Genomic DNA, 17,373 nt, shown 5'->3' with positions numbered 1-17,373 from the left:
GCCTCAGCCCAGGAGCGCGAGGTCATCCAGGAGCGGGAGCACCCACATTTCCTTCTGGGCGCGGACCTCTGGATTCCTGCTTCCATACACCCACTCCAGAAAGGCGGTTCCTGTAGCGGCGCGGCACTGCTCCACCGCTTCAAAGGGGTAGGGCTGCCTGCTCTGCCCCGCGTAGCTCGCACGGTAGGCCTCCGTAAGTGTTCCGGCCTCCGGGAAGTCGAGCAGTTCCCGCTCCGTCAACGCGAGGTCGAAGGCGGGATGGGCCACAGCGCACCCGTCGAAGTCGAGCACGGCGGCCTGCCCATCCGGAGCCAGCAGCACGTTGCCGAAGTGCAGGTCCGAGTGGATGACCCGTGCCTCCGCCGCGTGTGCCTCCATGAAGATGGCGGCCTGGGCGACGGCGGGCGCACAGCGCTCATGGTCGTCGGCGCTCAGGTGACGCGGGGCCCCGGCCTCCCACCATCCGCGCAGCCAGGCGGCCCCGTACACCGGGCCGGTCCAGTCCTGCGGCGGATGGAAGTCCAGGGCGTGCAGTTGGGCCGTCGCCTTCCCCAGTGCACGCGCCAGCTCCGCCGTCACCGGACGGGGCGCCTCCCCGTCCACCCAGGTCGAGCGGACAGTCCAGCGGTGCGTTCCGTCCGGCAGGGCCAGGGCGCGGGCGGCCTCGCGGTGGGGAACAGTGAGTCCAGCTTCAGCAGCGGCATTTTGAAAGGTGCTCACTTCTGCCAGCCGGGCTTCCGCCGTTCCAGGCTCGCAGACCCGCAGGACCGTGGGGCCAGCGGGCGTGTCCACCCGCGCTACCGTATCGCCCAGGCTGCGCAGAACGGTGAAGGGCGAGTCGGTGAGGCCGTGGAGCGGCAGGGCGAGGCGAACGAGGTCGGCGGATTGCATCTCCGCAGTCTCGCAGCCCGGTTTTGCCCGCGCCTCCGCGCAATGGCGGAGCACTGTGTTACCCCCGCGTGAACGTCAGCCGCATCCCCGCCAGCCCGAACCCCGCCCGCCGCACGTTGCGCTCACTCCCGCTGCCCGGCGTCACGAACACGCTGGCGAGGCTGGCCCCCCGCCCCCGGTCGGCGGCGAGGTGCAGCCGCGCGGCCAGCAGCGCCGTCTGCACGCCCCGCCCCCGGAACTCCGGCAGCGTGGAGGTGCCGTAGAGGGCGGCCACTCCCCCTGTCACGCTCAGGGCGGCGGTCCCGGCAGGCTGCCCCCCGACCTCCGCCACCAGCCGGACGGTGCCGGGCGCGTGGCCGACGAGGCGCATTATCGCCTCCGTTCCCGCCCCGAAGCCCCGCGCGGAGAGGGCGGCCCAGGCGCCGGGGTCCGGCTCTTCCCGGACCGTGAGGATGGGACGCGCCGGGAGGTCGGTCAGGTCATGGGTGTAGGCGTGCAGGACAGCCTTCAGCGCGTAGCCCCGGCTGCTCAGCAGCGGCAGCAGCGCAGGCGCGGCGTGCGACAGCAGGTGCAGGGTCGCGGGCTGCCCATGCGCGGCGCTGAAGGCTTCGAAGGCGGCGAGGTCGGCTGCCGTGACTTCCCCCGCGCCGCCGTGCCAGGCGGCGTTGACGGGCAGCTTCGGCCCGGCGTGGACGGCTACCAGCGGACCGAAGCGCCGGGCCGCGCCGCCTGCCCCGTACCGGGCGTGTGCGGCGGCCTCCGCGCGGGCGAGGTGGGGGAGGGGGTCCGGGGTCATGTCCCCCCCATCCTGCCTCCCTTTCGGCTGCATGAACCCCGGCCGTACCCCCGCTGCGAGCACGGCGGCTACCCTACCCGCGTTGCCCGGCCCCGCCCCCATCTCACCTGGAGGTCTCTCCCCATGTCCCGACTGCTGCGCATTCTCGCCCTGCCTGCCCTCGCCGCCGCCGCCTACGCCCTGAAGGGGCCGCCCGATCCCCTGCGCCCCTCCACCCCCGAAGACGGCGTGGGGCCGCTGACCCGCCGCCGCTACTGGGTGGAACTGGAGGGGGCTGAGCGCTCCCCCGAGGAGATCGCCCGGCACTGGCGCGAGCACCTGCCTAACCACGCGCCGAAATGGCTGGCGTACTTCCGGGGGCTGGACGGCCCCATCCCGCCCGTCGAGGTGGGCACCCGCCTGTGGATTCAGATGATGCTGGTGCGCCGGGGCCGGGTCGTCGTGGAGCACATCGACCCCCTGGGCTTCCGCGTCCGCACGCTGCGGCTGCACCCCGACGCGGGCACCTCCGACTTCCGGGTCTACCCACAAGACAAGCCGGGGCACCTGATTCTCCAGATCGAGTCGCTGCTGCGGACCAACTCGCAATTTGACCGCCTGGCCTACATCTTCGGCGCGCACGCGGGGCAGCGCCGCAACTGGGAACTGACCCTCAGCAGCGTGGCGGCTTACGCGGGCGGCGCGCTGGTCAACCGGGGCCACGAATCGCTGGAGATGCCCCAGCTCGCCCACAGCTACAGCCTGCCCGAGCTGCCCGAGGTCCCGGTCGGCGTGGACGCGGGCACGGCCGACCACGCCTGAGCGGGGCCTTGACGGGTCCTGGAGCCGGCGGCGCCGCCGCCGCGCTTGTGGCAAAAGACGCCCTCACAGGCTGCTCGTGGGCTGGCCGCTGGCCCACAGTGGAGCCACCATGCTCGCCTTTCATCCCCAGAAGTTCGTGCGCGTCGAGGATTGCACCCGCTCCCCGCGCCCCGGTCCCCCGGCCCCTGGAGAGCGGGTTGACGCGGGGGCGTTTCCACCGGGGGCTGGTCGTCTTCAGCCCGTCCGAAACCTCCGACGCCTCCTTCGTCCTGCCCAACGACCGCGAGAGAACCTGTGGTTCATCCGCCAGCGGCATCTGCGCTTCGCGGGCCTGCACGACACGGCCGCCCACCCCCTCGACCCGCAGGAGACGGCCCCCGCCAGCGCCGCCGACTGAGCTGGCCCCCTCTCCCCGGGTCCCTGTGGGGTGCGTGCTCGGGAAAAAATCGGGCTGCATCCCTTGACCCCCCCTGCATAACGCGCTATCTTTTTCCTATCAGCGTCCGGAAGGGCGCTTTTTTTTGTGGGCGGCCCGCCTCGCGCCCCCCGCATTTGTCCCCGCCGCTGCCCGCTAGCCTGTGGCCCATGACCGACGCCGCTTCCGCGCCCCAGCCTGCCGCGCCTTCCCGCGCCTTCGTCTCCCTGATCGGGGCGGGGCCGGGCGATCCGGGCCTGCTGACGCTTCGCGGCGCCGAGGCCCTGAGGCAGGCGGACGTGGTGCTGTTCGACTACCTCGCCAATCCGGAGCTGCTGCGCTTTTGCCCGCAGGCCCAGACGATCTACGTGGGCAAGAAGGGCTTTTCCGAGTACATCTCGCAGGAGCAGATCAACGCCCTGATCGTGACCAAGGCGCAGGAAGGGGGCGGGCAGCGGGTCGCGCGGCTCAAGGGCGGCGACGTGTTCGTCTTCGGGCGCGGCGGCGAGGAGGCCGAGGCCTGCGCGGAGGCCGGGGTGCCCTTCGAGATCGTGCCGGGCGTGACCAGCGCCGTCGCCGCGCCCGCCTACGCCGGGATTCCGGTCACCCACCGCGAGGCCGCCCGCTCCTTTGCAGTGTTGACGGGCAACACCAAGGAGGGCGGCGCCCACTACGAGCGGCTGTCCGGTGTGGACACGCTGGTCCTCCTGATGGGCGTGCGCAACCTCGACCAGATCGCCGCCGAACTGATCCAGGCGGGCCGGGCACCGGAGACCCCCGCCGCCACCGTGCAGTGGGGCACCACCCCGCAGCAGCGGGTGGCGACCGGGACCCTCGCCACCATCGCCCACAGGGTGCGCGAGGCCGGGCTGGAGGCGCCCGCCGTGACGGTGGTGGGCGAGGTCGTGCGGCTGCGCGAGACCCTGCGCTGGTTCGACCACGCCGAACACGCGGCGCCCGACTTCGGCGGCCCGCTGGCCGGGCGCCGCGTGGCCGTGACCCGCACGCGGGACGGGGCCAGTGGCCTGTCTGACGTGCTGCGGGCGCGCGGGGCCTCGGTGCTGGAGGTGCCGCTGATCCGCTTTGCCGAGACCGGCGACGAGGCCGCCCTGCACGCCCGGCTGCGCGACCTCGCCGGGGTGGGCTGGCTGCTGCTGACCAGCAACCAAGCGGTAACGGCGCTGTTCACGCAGTTGGAGCGGCTGGGCCTGGACGCGCGGCACCTCGCGGGGGTGCGGCTGGCGGCGGTTGGTCCCAGCACGGCCCGCTCGCTGGCGGAACGCGGCCTGCGCGCCGACTTCGTTCCGGCCACGCCGGGCGCGCGGCACCTCGGCGCCGAACTGCCCGCCCGGCCCGGCGAGGTCACCCTGCACCTCACCAGCCAGCTTGCGGAAGACGAGCTGGAGCGCGCGCTGGTCACGCGCGGCCTGCGCTACGAGCGCGCCGAGCTGTACCGCACCGAACCTGCCCAGCCGGGCGAACACGCGCTGGCCCGGCTGCGGGGCGCCGACGTGGTCACGCTCGCCTCGGGCAGCGCGGCCCGGCACCTCGCCGCCCTGGCCGGAACCGACTTCGTGGTCGCCGCGATGGGACCCCAGACCGCCGACGCCGCCCGTGAGGCCGGGTTCACCCGCGTGACGGTCGCCCAAGGCGCCTCGCTGGAGGCCCTGGCCGACGCCGCCGCGCAGGCCGTGGCTGCCGCCGCCCGCCCCACCTGACCCGCAGCGGCGGGGGGGGCGCCCACCCCCGGTGCCCCAGCCCGGATGAAATGTGTCACGATTTACGCTGTGGTCGTGCTGCGCGGTCCGGTCCTGGTGAGGCGAGAGTCTGCACGGCGCGTGAACACCGGCCCACAGGTGCAGGCACATGAACCCTGACGACCGAACCGCCCTGACCGCGCTGCTGGAACTCAGCGGGGCGCTGCTGGCGGCGCGGTCGCCGGGGCAGGTCGAGGGCATCCTGACGCGGCTGAGCGTGAGCCTGCTGGGTACCCGCTACGCGCTCTTTTTGCGCTTCGATCCGGGAGCCGACGTGCTGCGGGTCACCACCCAGGCGGGCGAACATGCCCGCGAGCTGGGCGTGACGCTGGCGCGCGGCCAGGGGCTGTCGTGGCAGGCCGCGCTGGGCGCCGCGCCCGTGCTGCACGTGCAGCGCGCCGCCTTTCCTCCGGGAGCGGTCTTGCTGGACGGCTCGCCCCGCCAGTCCGCGCTGTTCGCGCCGCTGCGCACGCCTGCGGGCGAGCTGCTGGGGGTGCTCAGCGTGGGGCGCCTCGCGCCGGAGTTCAGCGCGCGCGACGAGGGCCTGCTCAGGACCTTTGCCAACACCGGCACGGTGGCGCTGGAACGCGCCCGCGAGACCGCCCGCGCCCTGGCGACCCGCGAAGGCACGCTGCTGGCGCTGGGCCTGGCCCTCGAAGCCCGCGACTACGAGACCCAGGGCCACACCGCCCGCACGGTGGCGCTCTCCTTGCGGCTGGGCCGCGCCCTGGGGCTGGACGACGAGGACCTCGACCTGCTGCGCCAGGGCGCCTACCTGCACGACATCGGCAAGCTGAGTGTGCCCGACGGCGTGTTGCTCAAACCGGGCCGCCTGACGCCCGACGAGTGGGGGCAGATGCAGGCGCACGTGCAGACGGGCGAGGCGCTGGCGCGGCGCATTCCGGGCCTGGCCGCCGGGGTGCTGGCGGTGATCCGCTCGCACCACGAACGCTGGGACGGCGGCGGTTACCCCGACGGGTTGAAGGGCGAGGCCATCGCGCCTCTGGCCCGCATCTTCGCGGTGGTGGACGTGTTCGACGCCCTGACCCACGCCCGGCCCTACCGCGCCGCCCTGACGGTAGAGGAGGCCCTGGCGCTGCTGCGCGCCGAGTCGGGCAGGCAGTTCGATCCCCGGGTGATCGAGGCTTTTCTGAGCCTGCGCCTCCAATCCGCGCCCGATCCGGCTGGCGTGGCCTGGGACCAGCCCTGAGGCGGCCAACTTCCAGACCGGCCACTCCCGGCGGGCCGTCGCCCGGCAAAAACCCCGTCCCTGCCGGGTTTCTGACCGTTCGGTCGGGGACGCCCGCCCCGGGGTCCAGACGCTATGCTGCGCCCGATGAGTCTGGCGGCCTTCCTCGATCTGCATGGTGAACGGGCACTGGTGGTTGGGGGCGGCCGGGTGGCCCTGCGCCGGACCCGCACGCTGCTGGAGGCGGGCCTGCACGTCACCGTCGTGGCGCCCGACCTGCATCCCGAGCTGGCGGCGTTGCCGGTGGAGGTGCTGCGCCGCCCTTACGGTCCGGACGACCTGCGCGGCAAGCGGGTGGTGGTCTGCGCGACCGACCGCAGCGACGTGAACGACGCCGTGGCGGCCGGGGCACGCGCAGCGGGCGCGCTGGTGAGCCACGCGGGCGACGCGGCAAAAGGCAACCTGCGCTTTCCCGCCGTGACCCGGCGCGGGGCCGTGCAGGTCGCCGTGAGCAGCGGGCGCGAGTTGCCGCTGCTGGCGCAGGCGCTGGGCGAGCGCGTCGCCGGGCTGCTGCCTGCCGAGGCCACGCTGGACGCCTGGGCCGCCCGCCGTGAGCAGGCCCTCACCCTGCCGGCCGCCGAGCGCGAGCAGGGTCTGGCGGGCCTGCGCGCCGACATCCGCGCCGCGCTGGGCCTGCCTGACGTGCGGCTGGCCGGGGGCGCCGCGTGACCCTGGCCTGCCCGACCGCCCGCGCCTTGCTCGCCCAGCCGCACGCGGCGCACCCCACCCCGCTGGACTTCGTGGTGGTGGGCCTCAACCACCAGACCGCCCCGGTCGAGGTCCGCGAGCGGGCCGCCGTGCGCGCGGGCGAGGAAGAGGCCTTGCTGGAGCACCTCTCGCTGCACGCCGGGGAGGTCATGCTGCTCGCCACCTGCAACCGCACCGAGATCTACCTCGCCGGGGTGCAGGGGGATCCGGTCAGCGCCTTTGAGGGCGCCTGGGGCTACGCGCTCGAAGGCCACCTGTACGTCCACCGGGGCGACGCGGCGGTGGCGCACCTCTACCGGGTGGCGGCAGGTCTCGACAGCCTGGTGATTGGCGAGACCCAGATTCAGGGCCAGGTCAAGCGGGCCTGGCAGCAGGCGCACGCGCGCGGGCTTTGCGGCAAGGTGCTGAACAAGGTCGCGCAGGGGGCGCTGGCCGCCGGCAAGCGGGTGCGCAGCGAAACCGGCCTCAGCGACCGGGTGGTCAGCGTGTCGAGTGCGGCCGTCGAACTCGCGCAGGCCGCGCTGGGCGACCTGACCCGGCGCACCGCCCTGATCCTGGGCGCGGGCGAGACCGCCGAGCTGACCCTGACCCACCTGCGGGCGGCAGGGGTCGGCGACGTGATCGTGGTCAACCGCACCGCCGAGCGCGCCCGGCAGCTGGCCGACCGCCTGGGGGGCCGCGCCTGCGCCGCCGAGTACCTGCACGAGGTCTTGCCGGAAGCCGACGTGGTGATCGCCTCGAGCGCCGCGCCCCACTACGTCCTGAACGGCGAGGGCGTGCAAGAAGCCCTGGCCGGGCGCCCGGAGCGGCCCATGTTTCTGATCGACATCAGCGTGCCGCGCATCCTGAATCCCGAGATCGGCAGCGTCCCCGGCGCGCACCTCTACAACCTCGACGACCTCACCGCCATCGTGAGCCGCAACCTGCAAAGCCGCCGCGCCGCCCTGCCGCACGCCGACGCGATCATCCGCGAGGCCGCCGCCGACCTTGCCCGCTGGCACCTGACCCGCGAGGCCCAGCAGGCCCGCTACGCCCCCCGTGAGCTGGCCGTGGCGAGCGACTGAGGCGGGGAGGGGCAAGCCGGGAGGGCGCGCGCGATCATCCCCGCCTCCCCTGACCCTGAAATGGGCGTGGACCCTGGCCCGGCGGCCCTTTCCCCCTCCCCACTATCCGCCGAGCGCTTTTCCCGTACCCTGCCCCCATGTGGACCCGGCTTCCTTCCAGTGCCCTGCGGCTGACCGGCGCCGACCGGGTGGATTTTGCGCAGGGCCAGATGACAGGTGACCTGCGCGGCGCCCCGACGCCCGGCGTGGTGGCCTGCTGCTTTCTGAACGTGCGCGGCCAGATCGAATTCTTCGCGCGGGCCTACAAGCGCCAGGGCGACGTGTACCTGCACCTGGACGCGGGGCAGGCTCCGGCCCTGGCCGCGCGGCTGCGGCGCTACATCATCTTCGACCAGGTGGAGCTTGAAGACCTGTCCGCCGAGCTGCGGACCGTCCACGTCTGGGGCGGGCAGGGCGTCCCCGGCTGGGACCCGGCGGGCGGGGACGCGCAGAGTGTCGAGCTGGCGGGGGGGACCGTGCTGGCCGGACGGGTCAACCGCGCGGGCGAGCCGGGCGTGGACCTCCACTACCTCACCCGCCAGGAGCCGGAAGTGCTGGCGGCGCTGGGGGGAGAGGAGACAGGGCTGGCGCAGCTGGACGCGGCGCGGGTCCGGGCCGGGATTCCCGACGTGGTCCGCGACGGGTTCACGGGCACCCTGCTCCCCGAGGTCGGGCTGGACGTGGGCGGCCTCCTCCCCGCCATCAGCTACCGCAAGGGCTGTTACGTGGGACAGGAGATCATGGCCCGGCTGGAGGCGCGCGGCAATGCCCGCTACCACCTCGCGCGGCTCGCTGGCGAGGGCCTGCCCGACCACGCCGAGGTCACGCGGGAGGGCCGGGCCGTGGGGCAGGCAGGCCTGCACGCCGCTGGCCTGAGCCTCGCGCGGCTGCGCAAGGAACTTGCCCAGGGCGAGGCCGTGGAGGTCGGCGGCGTGCCCGCCACGGTGCAGTTGCTGACGCCCATCCCTTCCGCGAATGCTTGAGGCGCTGGCCCGCGACCTGCACGCCGGAGCGCCCGCCGACCTGACCCGCGCGGCGCGCCGGGCGCAGGCCCTGGCCTTCGCCGCCCTGGCTGCGCCGGGGGTGCCGCTGGGACTGCTCTACCTGCTGACCCGGCCCGCGCCGCTCGCCCCCGCCTGGGTGGCGGCCCTGGCGCTGCTGGGCGCCGCCCTGGCCCTGCTGCCGCTGCGGCTCTCGCGCCGCGCCGCCCGCGACCCGGCCGGGCCGCCTGCCCGCGCCGCCCTGACCGCCGCCCTGCAAGCCGCCGCCGCCCCCGCCGTGCCTTTCTTGCTGGGCTGCGCGTGCCTGGCCCAGCCCGCCGCCGTGCTGAGCCTCTGGAGCGTCGCGGCGCTGGCGTTCGCGCTGGCCCGCGCCGGGGTGCCCGGCTGGGTCCGCGAGGCGAGCCTGCGCCGGGGCTAAGGCGGCGGGCAAGCCTCCGCCATCCGGCGCAGGCGCCCACCCCCGCCCGCCCCTTACCCTGGCGCCCACGTACGCCGAGATGCCCCGCCTGCTGCTCGTGCCCCTCACCCGCGAGGTCATCGAGACGCGCCTGGCTCGTGACACCTTCCAGGCCACCGTTCCCACGCCTGCCGGGCCGCTGACGGTGACCTGTCCCTCGGCCTGGCCGGGCGATCTGCTGCCGCTTTTCCCGGCTCGCCGCCTTCGGCCCGGAACGGGAGCGCGAGCACTACGGTGGTCGAGCGGGCCAGCCCACCGCCGACGGCGACCTGGAAATCGGCTACGGCCTGAATCCCGGCGCCTGGGGCCGGGGCTACGCGACCGAGGGGCGGTGGGCACGCTGGTTGCCGCGCTGCTGGCCCCCGTCCCGGTGTCCGGCGCGTCACGGCGCAGACCGCCACCATCAACCCGGCGAGCGCGCGGGTGCTGGAAAAGCTAGGCTCCGGGCAGGTCGGCGTGGCCTGGGACGAGGAGGTCGGCGAGCTGCTGGTGTGCGCGCGCCCGGCGGCTCCCGCCTGAAGCCCCGCTTCTCCCCGGCCCAAGCGGAAAAACCCCCGCCGAAAGACAGCGGGGGCTGGAGGAGAGGAGACGGCTCAGCGCGTCTTGGGGTCGTATGCGTCGCGCAGGGCGTCCCCGAACAGGTTGAAGCCCAGGCTGAACAGGATGATGAAGGCGGCGGGGTAGACCATCACGTACCAGTACTGCGGTTGCAGCCAGGCGCGGGCGAAGTCCACCAGCTGGCCCCATTCGGCGTAGCCGGCGGGAAAGCCCAGGCCCAGGAACGACAGCGCGGCGATGCCCAGCGGCACCGTGCCCAGGTCCAGCACCGCGATGGTCAGCACGCTGGCGAGGCTGTTGGGCACGATGTGCTTGAGAATCAGGCGGTTGTCGCGGGCGCCCAGGCTGCGGGCGGCGTCCACGTACTCGAGTTGCCGCGTCCGGATCACGTCGCCGCGCACGATCTTGGCGTAGCTGGCCCAGCCGGTGGCGACAAAGGCCAGGATGATCGGCACCGAGGGGTCAATGCCGGGATTGCTCGCCTTCAGGAAGGTGATCAGGATGATGGTGAGCACCAATCCCGGCAGGGCGAACAGCACGTCCAGAAAGCGCTGAATCAGGTTGTCGATCCAGCCGCCGTAGTAGCCGCTGATCGCGCCGATGATGACCCCGGTGAGCAGGGTGATTCCCACGATGATCAGTCCCAGCTTGAACATCGTGCGGGTGCCCCACACCAGGCCGTAAAAGATGTCGTAGCCCTGGCTGGTGCCGAAGATGGCCTCGCTGCTGGGCGGGGTGGGCGTGGGCGAGAAGCTCTCGCGCTCGATGGCGTAGCAGCTCTCGGGCGCCGAGAAGAGCACCTGCCAGAACGCGCCGCCCGCCGGATTGTAGATCTGGTTGGGGCTGCTGACCCCCAGGTCACGCAGGCAGTTGGACCCCGCCGAGGGCCGGGCGATAAAGGGCGCGAAAAAGGCCACCAGCACGAACAGCAGGGTAATCAGCAGCCCGAGCATGGCGAGCTTGTTGCGCCGCAGCTTCATGACCGGGCGCGAGGTCAGGAAGCCTTGCAGGGCGCTGCGCTGGGACTGGGGGGGAGCACTGACCGTCGTCATCAGTCAAACCTCACGCGGGGATCGACCACACCGTACAGGATGTCGATCAGGGTGCTGACCACCACCACGATCAGCGCGGAGAGCAGGGCAAAGCCCAGCACGGAAGGGATGTCGAGCGCCAGCGCCGACTGCACCACCCACTGCCCGATGCCGGGGTAGGCGAAGATCGTCTCGGTGATGATCGAGCCGCTGAGCAGGCCGATCACCGTGAAGCCGCCCAGCGTCACGATGGACAGCAGGGCGTTGCGCCGGGCGTGCTTGAGGTTCACGACTCGCTCGGAGAGGCCCTTGGCGCGGGCGGTGCGCACGTAGTCGCTGGTCAGCGCCTCGAGCATGTTGTTGCGCATCACCTTGAGGATGGTTGCGCTGCTCACGATAAAGAGCGTCAGCGCGGGCATGATCAGGTGCCGCAGCACGTCGAGCGCGATGTCGAAGCGCCCGTTGAGCAGGGCGTCGATGCCCAGCATCCCGGTGTAGCGCCGCAGGTCCCCGACCGCGAACTGGTTGATGACCTCCAGTTGCCCGGCGCCCGGCAACCAGCCCAGGTAGCCGTACAGCACCGCCAGCAGCACGATCCCCAGCACGAAGGTCGGCAGGCTGTAGCCCAGCACTGCAAAGACGCGCAGCACCTGGTCGATAAAGCGGTCCTTGTTCAGCGCGCTGAGGGTGCCCAGCCAGATGCCGATCAGGATAATCGGAATGGCCGTGACCAGCGTCAGCTCGATGGTGTTGGGCAGCCGCTCGACGATGGTCTCGAGCACCGGCTTGCCGCTCGACTTGGAAAAGCCCAGGTCGCCTTGCAGGGTGCTTTGCAGCCACTTGCCGTACTGCACCGGAAACGGCTGATCCAGCCCCCGGTCGCGGATGATGCGTTCGAGCTGCGCGGCCTGCTGCTCGCTGCGGATGTACCCGGCGGCGCGCTGCGCGGGCGTGAGCAGCATGGTGAGGGCCACGATCAGCACCGACAGCGCCAGCATGACCAGCGGAATCTGAACGAGGCGGCGGACGATGAAATTGAGCATGAGGGACCTCGAAGCGGGGGATGCCCGGCGGGGGCGCTTGCGCAGATTGTCGCCGCAAACCGGGAGCCTGTGGTGAATGTGGGTGAGCCGGGAGGCGGGGGCCGGAAGCTGCTCCCAGGAAACCAGTAGCCCACCATACACACATCCGGGCCAGACATACAGACGGGCGGGGCAGGCCCCGAGAGCCTGCCCCGCCGCGAGTCAGCGAACCCCCACTTACTTCTTGCTGAGGTCCTTCCAGAGCGTGCCGGTGTAGTCAAAGGAAGTCATGGGGTTGAAGGTCCGCGCGCTCACGCCGACCAGGTTGTCGCGGTGCGCGGTGACGAACACGCCCGCCGGAACCAGCACGAAGGGGGCCTGCTCGTAGGCGCGCTGGCCGACCAGCGAGTACAGGCGGTCGCGGGTGGCCTGGTTGGTGGTCGCGCGGGCCTGCTCGAGCCACTTGTCCACGCTGGCGTCTTTCCAGTTGTTGCGCGGGAAGTAGTAGCCGTTGCTGGAGTAGAAGGTGTACATGAAGTTGTCGGCGTCGGCGTAGTCGGGCGCCCAGCCGATGATGATCATGGGTTCCTTGCCCGCCTTGGAGTCGTTGAGCATCGCGGACCATTCCTTGGCCTGGATGTTCACGCGGAACTTGGGGTTCAGCGCCTCGACGTTGCGCTTGAGAATCTCCATGGCCGTCTGGGCAGGCACGCTGCCCGCGCGGTAGGCCACGTTCAGGGTAAAGCCGTTTTTCCAGACGTTGCCGCCCCAGGCGCGCTTGAAGTAGGCCTCGGCCTGCTTGGGGTTGTAGGTGTAGGTCTTGACCTCGGCGTCGTAGCCGGGGAAGGTGTCGGGCAGCAGCATGGTGCGCTGCTTGCCCTTGCCGTTTTGCACGTCCTTGATGTACTGGGCGTAGTTAAAGGCGTAGGCCATGCCGCGGCGCACGTTCACGTCGCTGAAGAAGTTGGCCGGAATGCCGCGTCCGTCGAGCTTGCCGCTGCCCAGGCGCGCGGGGTCCTTGATGTTCTCGTTCATGAACACGGCGGTGGCAGTGGTGTTGGGCAGGTTGTCCAGCACGACCACGCCGGGCTTGCCCTTGAGCTGCGCTTCGATATTGGCGCGGCCGCCGGTCTCGATCAGGTCGGCGTCGCCGCGCAAGAAGGCCTGCTGACGGGCGGCGAGTTCGGGGACCTTCTGAATCACCACGTTGCGGATCGCGGGCTTCTTGCCCCAGTAGGCGTCGTGGGCCTGCAGCAAGATCGCGTTGGCGTCGCGGCGCACCAGCTTGTAGGCGCCGGTGCCGCTGGGCTGCTTGCTGAGGTTGCTGCCCTGGAGGTCCTTGCCGACCCAGTTGGCCCAGTCGGCGGACGTGCCCTTCCACTCGCCCTGGGCGATGGCGTGCTTGCTGTCCACGATGCTCTGACCGGGGTAGGCCATCTTGGCCAGGAACGCGGGGTCCACCTTGGGCAGCGTGAAGACCAGCTGGCCCGCGTTGTTGCACTCGACGGCCCGGTCGATCCTGGCCCAGGTGATGGTCTTGTCGTCCTTGGCGTTGGCGCCGGTGCCCAGCAGGCTCTCGGCGATAAACCAGTTGCCCGACTCGGCCGAGTTGGTGACCAGGTTGCGCTCGATGGAGTACTCGGCGTCGCGGCAGGTCATGGTATTGCCCGAGTGGAACTTGACGTTCTTGCGCAGGTCGAAGGTGTAGGTCCGCCCGCCGTTGCTGATGGCCCACTTGGTCGCCAGCAGCGGCTCGAGTTCGCGGATGCTGGCCCCCTTGTAGGTCACCAGCGTCTCGTAGATGTTCTCGACGATCGCGCCCGAGGCGGTGTCGTAGGTGGCGGTCGGGTCCAGCGTGGGCACGTCGGCCGCCTGCTGCACGACCAGGGTGTCCCTGGGCGCTGCGGCAAAGGCCGAGCCGACGAGAAGCAGGGAGCTGAGCAGAGCGAATTTCTTCATGGTGCCTCCTGGGCAGGTGGTACGGAACGCGGCGCAAACCTGAGCTGCGCGGGAAACCGGACCGGGGTGATTTAGACGGTAGGCATCATAGCGTAGCCTGAGCAGAGGATGTGAGAGTCACCAAAGAGCCGAAAGTGACCTGCCCCCCTCCCGGCGGGTCTTCTGCGGCCGCCTGTTGCGGGGGCGTGGGTGCCATACTGCGCCCCGTGAAGAAACGCATCCTGCTGCTGGCGGGCGGACAGTCCGGAGAACACGAGGTCAGCCTGATGAGCGCCCGGAGCGTGTTGGCGGCGCTGCCGCGCGACCAATTCGACGTGACGCCAGTGGTGATCAGCCCGCAGGGCCGCTGGCTCGCGCCCACCGACACCGCCCGCGCCCTGGAGACGGGGCAGGCCACGTCCTCCGGCGGCGACCTGGTGCTGCACCGCGCCGCCAGCGCGGAAGGCTACGACGCCGTCTTTCCGCTGCTGCACGGCCCGATGGGCGAAGACGGCACGGTCCAGGGCCTGCTCACGCTGGCGGGTATCCCCTTCGTGGGGTCGGGCGTGCTGGGGTCGGCGGCCTGCATGGACAAGGTGATGACCAAGCAGGTGCTCGCCTCGGCGGGGGTGCCGCAGGTGGCGTGGCGCTTGGCCCTGCGCGGCGAGTGGCAGCGGGGGCCGCAGGAGGTCCGTGACCGCGCCGACGAACTGGGCTACCCCCTCTTCGTGAAGCCCGCCAACCTGGGGTCCAGCGTGGGCATCAGCAAGGTCGGCGCGCCAGGGGAGCTGGACGCGGCCCTCGACCTGGCCTTTTCCCTCGACCGCCGGGTGATTCTGGAGGCGATGACGGCCTTCAGGCCCCGCGAGGTGGAGGTCGGGATTCTGGGCAACGACGCGCCCATCGCCAGCCCGGTGGGCGAGCTGCGCTTCGACGCCGACTTCTACGACTACGAGACCAAATACACCCAGGGCCGCGCCGAGATGCACATTCCGGCCCCGTTGCCCCCCGAGGTGGCCGGGCGAGTGCGCACGCTGGCCCTGACCGCCTTCCGGGCGCTCGACTGCGCGGGGCTGGCCCGCGTGGACTTCTTCTATGTCGAGGAGACCGGCGAGCTGCTGCTCAACGAGGTCAACACCATGCCCGGTTTCACGACCACCTCGATGTACCCCAAGCTGTTCGAGGCGGCGGGCCTGAGCTACAGCGCGCTGGTGACCCGGCTGATCGAGCTGGCGCTGGAAGACAGGTAGGGGGGTGAGCGGCAAAGCTTTCCCTTCCCCCCACCCCCCGCCGTCTCCCCCTGATTGACAATCCCGATCAAGTTACTTAGGATTCCGGACGTGAAACGCTTCCTGCTGGCGATGACCGCCCTGCTGCTCACCGGGACCACCCTGGCGCAGGCGAACAAGACCCTGACCGTGTACTCGGGCCGGGCCAAGACTTTCGTGGACCCCATCGTGCAGCAGTTCGAGCGCTCGACTGGCATCAAGGTGAACGTGCGCTACGGCACCGACAGCCAGCTGGTCGCCGCGATCCGCGAGGAGGGCGCCCGCAGCCCCGCCGACGTGTACTGGGGCAACAGCGTGGGCGCGCTGGGCGAACTTGCGCAGGACGGCCGGTTCGTGCGGCTGGGCACGGCCCTGACCCGCAACGTGGCCGCCGACTACGTGCCCGACGACCGCTCCTGGCTGCCCACCACCCTGCGGTTTCGCGTGCTGGCCTACAACCCGGGCAAGATCAAGCCCGAGCAGCTTCCCGACAGCGTGCTGGACCTGCCCAAGATGACCAGCCTGAAAGGCCGCATCGGCTGGACCGTGAGCTACCCGTCCTTCCAGGATTTCCTGGCGGGCATGATCGCCAAGCACGGCGAGGCGACCACCAGGGCGTGGATCGAGGGCATGAAGGCGCTGCAACCCAAGGACTACAAGACCAGCAACGTCGGGATGCTGGAGGCCATGCGTGCGGGCGAGATCGACGTGGCGCTGACCAACCACTACTACATCCAGCGCGTGAACCGCCTGAGTTACCCCGTCGAGACGTACTTTTTCAAGAACGGCGACATCGGCAACCTGGGCAACGCGACGGGCGCGGCCATCCTGAAGACCAGCAAGAACCAGGCCAGCGCCGTCCGGCTGCTGAGCGCCCTGGTCGGCAAGGACGCCCAGACCTTTTTCCTGAGCGTGAACTTCGAGTACCCGGTGATCGGCAACATCCTCCAGCCCACCACCATGCTGCCCTATACGGACGTGACCAAGCGCAGCCCCCGCCTGGACCCCGCCGTGCTGCCCAAGAACATCGAGAAGGCGCAGAAGCTGCTGCGCGACGCCGGACTGCTGTAAGGCAGTCGCCAGCGGTCAGCAAGAAGAGAGAGGCTTCATCCCGTGTGGGGTGGAGCTTCTCCCTCTATGCTCGGCGGCATGGTCACGCCGCTCTGGCTGCTGGGCACCTTCATGGGCGTTGTGCTGGCGGGACTGCTGGTCTGGGCTTTCACGTTCTTGCCCCCGGCACGGGCGAGGCCGCTCGCCGGGCTGGGGTACGCGCTGAGCGTGGTTTGGTTGCTGGTCTGGGTCCCGGCGAGTCTCAGTCCCTCCTTCGAGATCGGCGGTCTGGTGCAGGCGACCCTGCTGGGGGCCATCCTGGCTGGCGTCCTGCTGGGGATTCCGCGCTGGCTGCGCTGGCGGGAGAGGCCCTGGCTCTCGCTGGGCGTGGGACTGCTGATCCCGAACGTGCTGGCGCTGGGAGCTGCCGCCCTGAATTACGGCCTGCACTACGGGCTGGCTCTCGATGAGAACGCGGCTGCCTCGCGGGCTTTTACCCGTTCGTTGCCCTGGGCCTTGCCTGCCGCAGGGGTGGGGGTCAGTCTGCTGGCCTGGCAGGCGAGGCGGAGGGGAGCCTCCTGACTGGCCCTCTCCGCTTGTGGTGAACTGGCGGCATGGGCCTGCTGGGGGGAATGCTGGGCGCCCTGCTGACTTGCGCGGTGGTGCTGGGATCGCTGTTGCTGCGGCCTGCCCCGGCTCGGGGGCTGGGCGTGCTGGGCTGGCCCGCGTGGATGGTCACCGCGCTGTGGCCGGTGCTGACGTGGGAGTCGGCCCCCTCGGAGCCTATCGACCCGCTGACGATCGGCTTCTCGAACCTGTTCCTGATCCTGGGCCTCTTGCTGGGGCTGCTGTGTGCCGTGCCCCGGCGCAGGCGCTGGCCGGGCGAGGCCCGCTGGGTGTCGTGGGGGGTCGGTCTGCTGGCGGCCGTGGCCCTGGCGCTGGGAGGCGTGGGCCTGAATGGCCTGCTGGTCCGGGGGCTACCGCTGGAGCAAAGGGGTCCCGTGACCTTCGGCCTCGTCAACGGGCTGATCTGGAGCCTGCTGCCCGCGCTGGCCGCAGCGGCGCTGGTGGGGAAGGAGGGGCGGAACACTCGGGTGTAGAAGGCCCCCAGTCAGCGGTGTCTTCTTCCGGGCCGTGAGCTGAGCGACCAGCACCGTGGACCCCTTCGACACCTGTCCTCCGTTTTGGTCGCTTGCCCCTGGTTCCGGTAGGCTTCTTGTGTCGCAAGAGAGCACCACCTTTCCGAGCGTCCGTGTTGAAGCCACGGGCGCTCACCTCTTTTGGAGGCGTAGCCCTCTCGGTCCCCGTTGTCATGCTTCCCGTCCGAA

16 protein-coding genes are annotated in these 17,373 nt (G+C 71.2%); 11 read left to right on the top strand and 5 right to left on the bottom strand.

Translation table 11 applies throughout. The features are described 5' to 3' along the window. Positions 1–3 precede the first annotated feature (3 nt). Positions 4–891: a phosphotransferase enzyme family protein gene (locus tag HNQ09_RS09955; protein ID WP_184028575.1), complete on the bottom strand. Its 888-nt coding sequence runs from the start codon at positions 889–891 to the stop codon at positions 4–6. A gap of 58 nt (positions 892–949) precedes the next feature. Beyond that, positions 950–1,687 carry a GNAT family N-acetyltransferase gene (locus tag HNQ09_RS09950; RefSeq protein ID WP_184028573.1) on the bottom strand — a complete coding sequence of 246 codons (738 nt, stop codon included), beginning with the start codon at positions 1,685–1,687 and terminating at the stop codon, positions 950–952. A 123-nt stretch (positions 1,688–1,810) separates the two neighbouring features. Between HNQ09_RS09950 and HNQ09_RS09945 the strand changes: the two genes are divergently transcribed. From HNQ09_RS09945 to HNQ09_RS09915, 7 genes are all read left to right on the top strand, one after another. After that, a complete protein-coding gene (locus HNQ09_RS09945) occupies positions 1,811–2,488 on the top strand; it encodes a DUF1990 family protein (RefSeq protein ID WP_184028571.1) in 678 nt (225 codons plus the stop codon). Between the two features lie 585 nt (positions 2,489–3,073). Further along, the gene (gene cobA / locus HNQ09_RS09940; protein ID WP_184028569.1) at positions 3,074–4,621 is read left to right on the top strand and encodes a uroporphyrinogen-III C-methyltransferase; all 1,548 of its coding nucleotides are present in this window, start codon (positions 3,074–3,076) and stop codon (positions 4,619–4,621) included. A 148-nt stretch (positions 4,622–4,769) separates the two neighbouring features. Further along, positions 4,770–5,870, top strand: a complete 1,101-nt coding sequence (locus HNQ09_RS09935; RefSeq protein WP_184028567.1) for an HD-GYP domain-containing protein — start codon at positions 4,770–4,772, stop codon at positions 5,868–5,870. Between the two features lie 126 nt (positions 5,871–5,996). Next, a complete protein-coding gene (locus tag HNQ09_RS09930) occupies positions 5,997–6,578 on the top strand; it encodes a precorrin-2 dehydrogenase/sirohydrochlorin ferrochelatase family protein (RefSeq protein WP_246363266.1) in 582 nt (193 codons plus the stop codon). Continuing rightward, a complete protein-coding gene (gene hemA, locus HNQ09_RS09925) occupies positions 6,575–7,681 on the top strand; it encodes a glutamyl-tRNA reductase (RefSeq protein WP_184028563.1) in 1,107 nt (368 codons plus the stop codon). The genes HNQ09_RS09930 and hemA overlap by 4 nt, the downstream gene beginning before the upstream one ends. A gap of 137 nt (positions 7,682–7,818) precedes the next feature. After that, entirely contained in the window at positions 7,819–8,703 is an 885-nt protein-coding gene (ygfZ, locus tag HNQ09_RS09920; protein ID WP_184028561.1) for a CAF17-like 4Fe-4S cluster assembly/insertion protein YgfZ, read from the top strand. After that, entirely contained in the window at positions 8,696–9,139 is a 444-nt protein-coding gene (locus tag HNQ09_RS09915) for a hypothetical protein (protein WP_184028559.1), read from the top strand. The genes ygfZ and HNQ09_RS09915 overlap by 8 nt, the downstream gene beginning before the upstream one ends. A 632-nt stretch (positions 9,140–9,771) precedes the next feature. On the opposite strand, the gene HNQ09_RS09905 is transcribed toward HNQ09_RS09915, so the two are convergent. The 3 genes from HNQ09_RS09905 to HNQ09_RS09895 all read right to left on the bottom strand — a co-directional run bounded on the left by HNQ09_RS09905 (position 9,772) and on the right by HNQ09_RS09895 (position 13,748). Next, entirely contained in the window at positions 9,772–10,788 is a 1,017-nt protein-coding gene (locus tag HNQ09_RS09905; protein ID WP_184028557.1) for an ABC transporter permease, read from the bottom strand. Beyond that, positions 10,788–11,810: an ABC transporter permease gene (locus HNQ09_RS09900; RefSeq protein WP_184028556.1), complete on the bottom strand. Its 1,023-nt coding sequence runs from the start codon at positions 11,808–11,810 to the stop codon at positions 10,788–10,790. Before HNQ09_RS09900 ends, HNQ09_RS09905 begins: the two co-directional genes overlap by 1 nt. Before the next feature lie 216 nt (positions 11,811–12,026). Continuing rightward, positions 12,027–13,748: an ABC transporter substrate-binding protein gene (locus HNQ09_RS09895; protein WP_184028554.1), complete on the bottom strand. Its 1,722-nt coding sequence runs from the start codon at positions 13,746–13,748 to the stop codon at positions 12,027–12,029. A 206-nt stretch (positions 13,749–13,954) separates the two neighbouring features. On the opposite strand from HNQ09_RS09895, the gene HNQ09_RS09890 reads away from it, so the two are divergent. The 4 genes from HNQ09_RS09890 to HNQ09_RS09875 all read left to right on the top strand — a co-directional run bounded on the left by HNQ09_RS09890 (position 13,955) and on the right by HNQ09_RS09875 (position 17,145). Continuing rightward, positions 13,955–14,977: a D-alanine--D-alanine ligase gene (locus tag HNQ09_RS09890; protein WP_184028552.1), complete on the top strand. Its 1,023-nt coding sequence runs from the start codon at positions 13,955–13,957 to the stop codon at positions 14,975–14,977. A 90-nt stretch (positions 14,978–15,067) separates the two neighbouring features. Next, positions 15,068–16,066 carry an extracellular solute-binding protein gene (locus HNQ09_RS09885; RefSeq protein WP_184028550.1) on the top strand — a complete coding sequence of 333 codons (999 nt, stop codon included), beginning with the start codon at positions 15,068–15,070 and terminating at the stop codon, positions 16,064–16,066. A gap of 78 nt (positions 16,067–16,144) precedes the next feature. After that, positions 16,145–16,627, top strand: coding sequence for a hypothetical protein (locus HNQ09_RS09880; RefSeq protein ID WP_184028548.1), 483 nt, complete (start codon positions 16,145–16,147; stop codon positions 16,625–16,627). Positions 16,628–16,659: 32 nt separating this feature from the next. Beyond that, positions 16,660–17,145 carry a hypothetical protein gene (locus tag HNQ09_RS09875; protein ID WP_184028547.1) on the top strand — a complete coding sequence of 162 codons (486 nt, stop codon included), beginning with the start codon at positions 16,660–16,662 and terminating at the stop codon, positions 17,143–17,145. Positions 17,146–17,373: the final 228 nt, after the last annotated feature.

This window comes from Deinococcus budaensis (assembly GCF_014201885.1).
Lineage (GTDB): Bacteria > Deinococcota > Deinococci > Deinococcales > Deinococcaceae > Deinococcus > Deinococcus budaensis.
The sequence above is the reverse complement of the archived record's forward strand: the minus strand, read 5'-3'. Positions and strand labels throughout refer to the sequence as shown.

Coding starts and splice junctions, on each gene's coding strand:
- HNQ09_RS09955 (WP_184028575.1), bottom strand. CDS start 891: ATGCAATCCGCCGACCTCGTTCGCCTCGCCCTGCCGCTCCACGGCCTC.
- HNQ09_RS09950 (WP_184028573.1), bottom strand. CDS start 1,687: ATGACCCCGGACCCCCTCCCCCACCTCGCCCGCGCGGAGGCCGCCGCA.
- HNQ09_RS09945 (WP_184028571.1), top strand. CDS start 1,811: ATGTCCCGACTGCTGCGCATTCTCGCCCTGCCTGCCCTCGCCGCCGCC.
- cobA (WP_184028569.1), top strand. CDS start 3,074: ATGACCGACGCCGCTTCCGCGCCCCAGCCTGCCGCGCCTTCCCGCGCC.
- HNQ09_RS09935 (WP_184028567.1), top strand. CDS start 4,770: ATGAACCCTGACGACCGAACCGCCCTGACCGCGCTGCTGGAACTCAGC.
- HNQ09_RS09930 (WP_246363266.1), top strand. CDS start 5,997: ATGAGTCTGGCGGCCTTCCTCGATCTGCATGGTGAACGGGCACTGGTG.
- ygfZ (WP_184028561.1), top strand. CDS start 7,819: ATGTGGACCCGGCTTCCTTCCAGTGCCCTGCGGCTGACCGGCGCCGAC.
- HNQ09_RS09915 (WP_184028559.1), top strand. CDS start 8,696: ATGCTTGAGGCGCTGGCCCGCGACCTGCACGCCGGAGCGCCCGCCGAC.
- HNQ09_RS09905 (WP_184028557.1), bottom strand. CDS start 10,788: ATGACGACGGTCAGTGCTCCCCCCCAGTCCCAGCGCAGCGCCCTGCAA.
- HNQ09_RS09900 (WP_184028556.1), bottom strand. CDS start 11,810: ATGCTCAATTTCATCGTCCGCCGCCTCGTTCAGATTCCGCTGGTCATG.
- HNQ09_RS09895 (WP_184028554.1), bottom strand. CDS start 13,748: ATGAAGAAATTCGCTCTGCTCAGCTCCCTGCTTCTCGTCGGCTCGGCC.
- HNQ09_RS09880 (WP_184028548.1), top strand. CDS start 16,145: ATGGTCACGCCGCTCTGGCTGCTGGGCACCTTCATGGGCGTTGTGCTG.
- HNQ09_RS09875 (WP_184028547.1), top strand. CDS start 16,660: ATGGGCCTGCTGGGGGGAATGCTGGGCGCCCTGCTGACTTGCGCGGTG.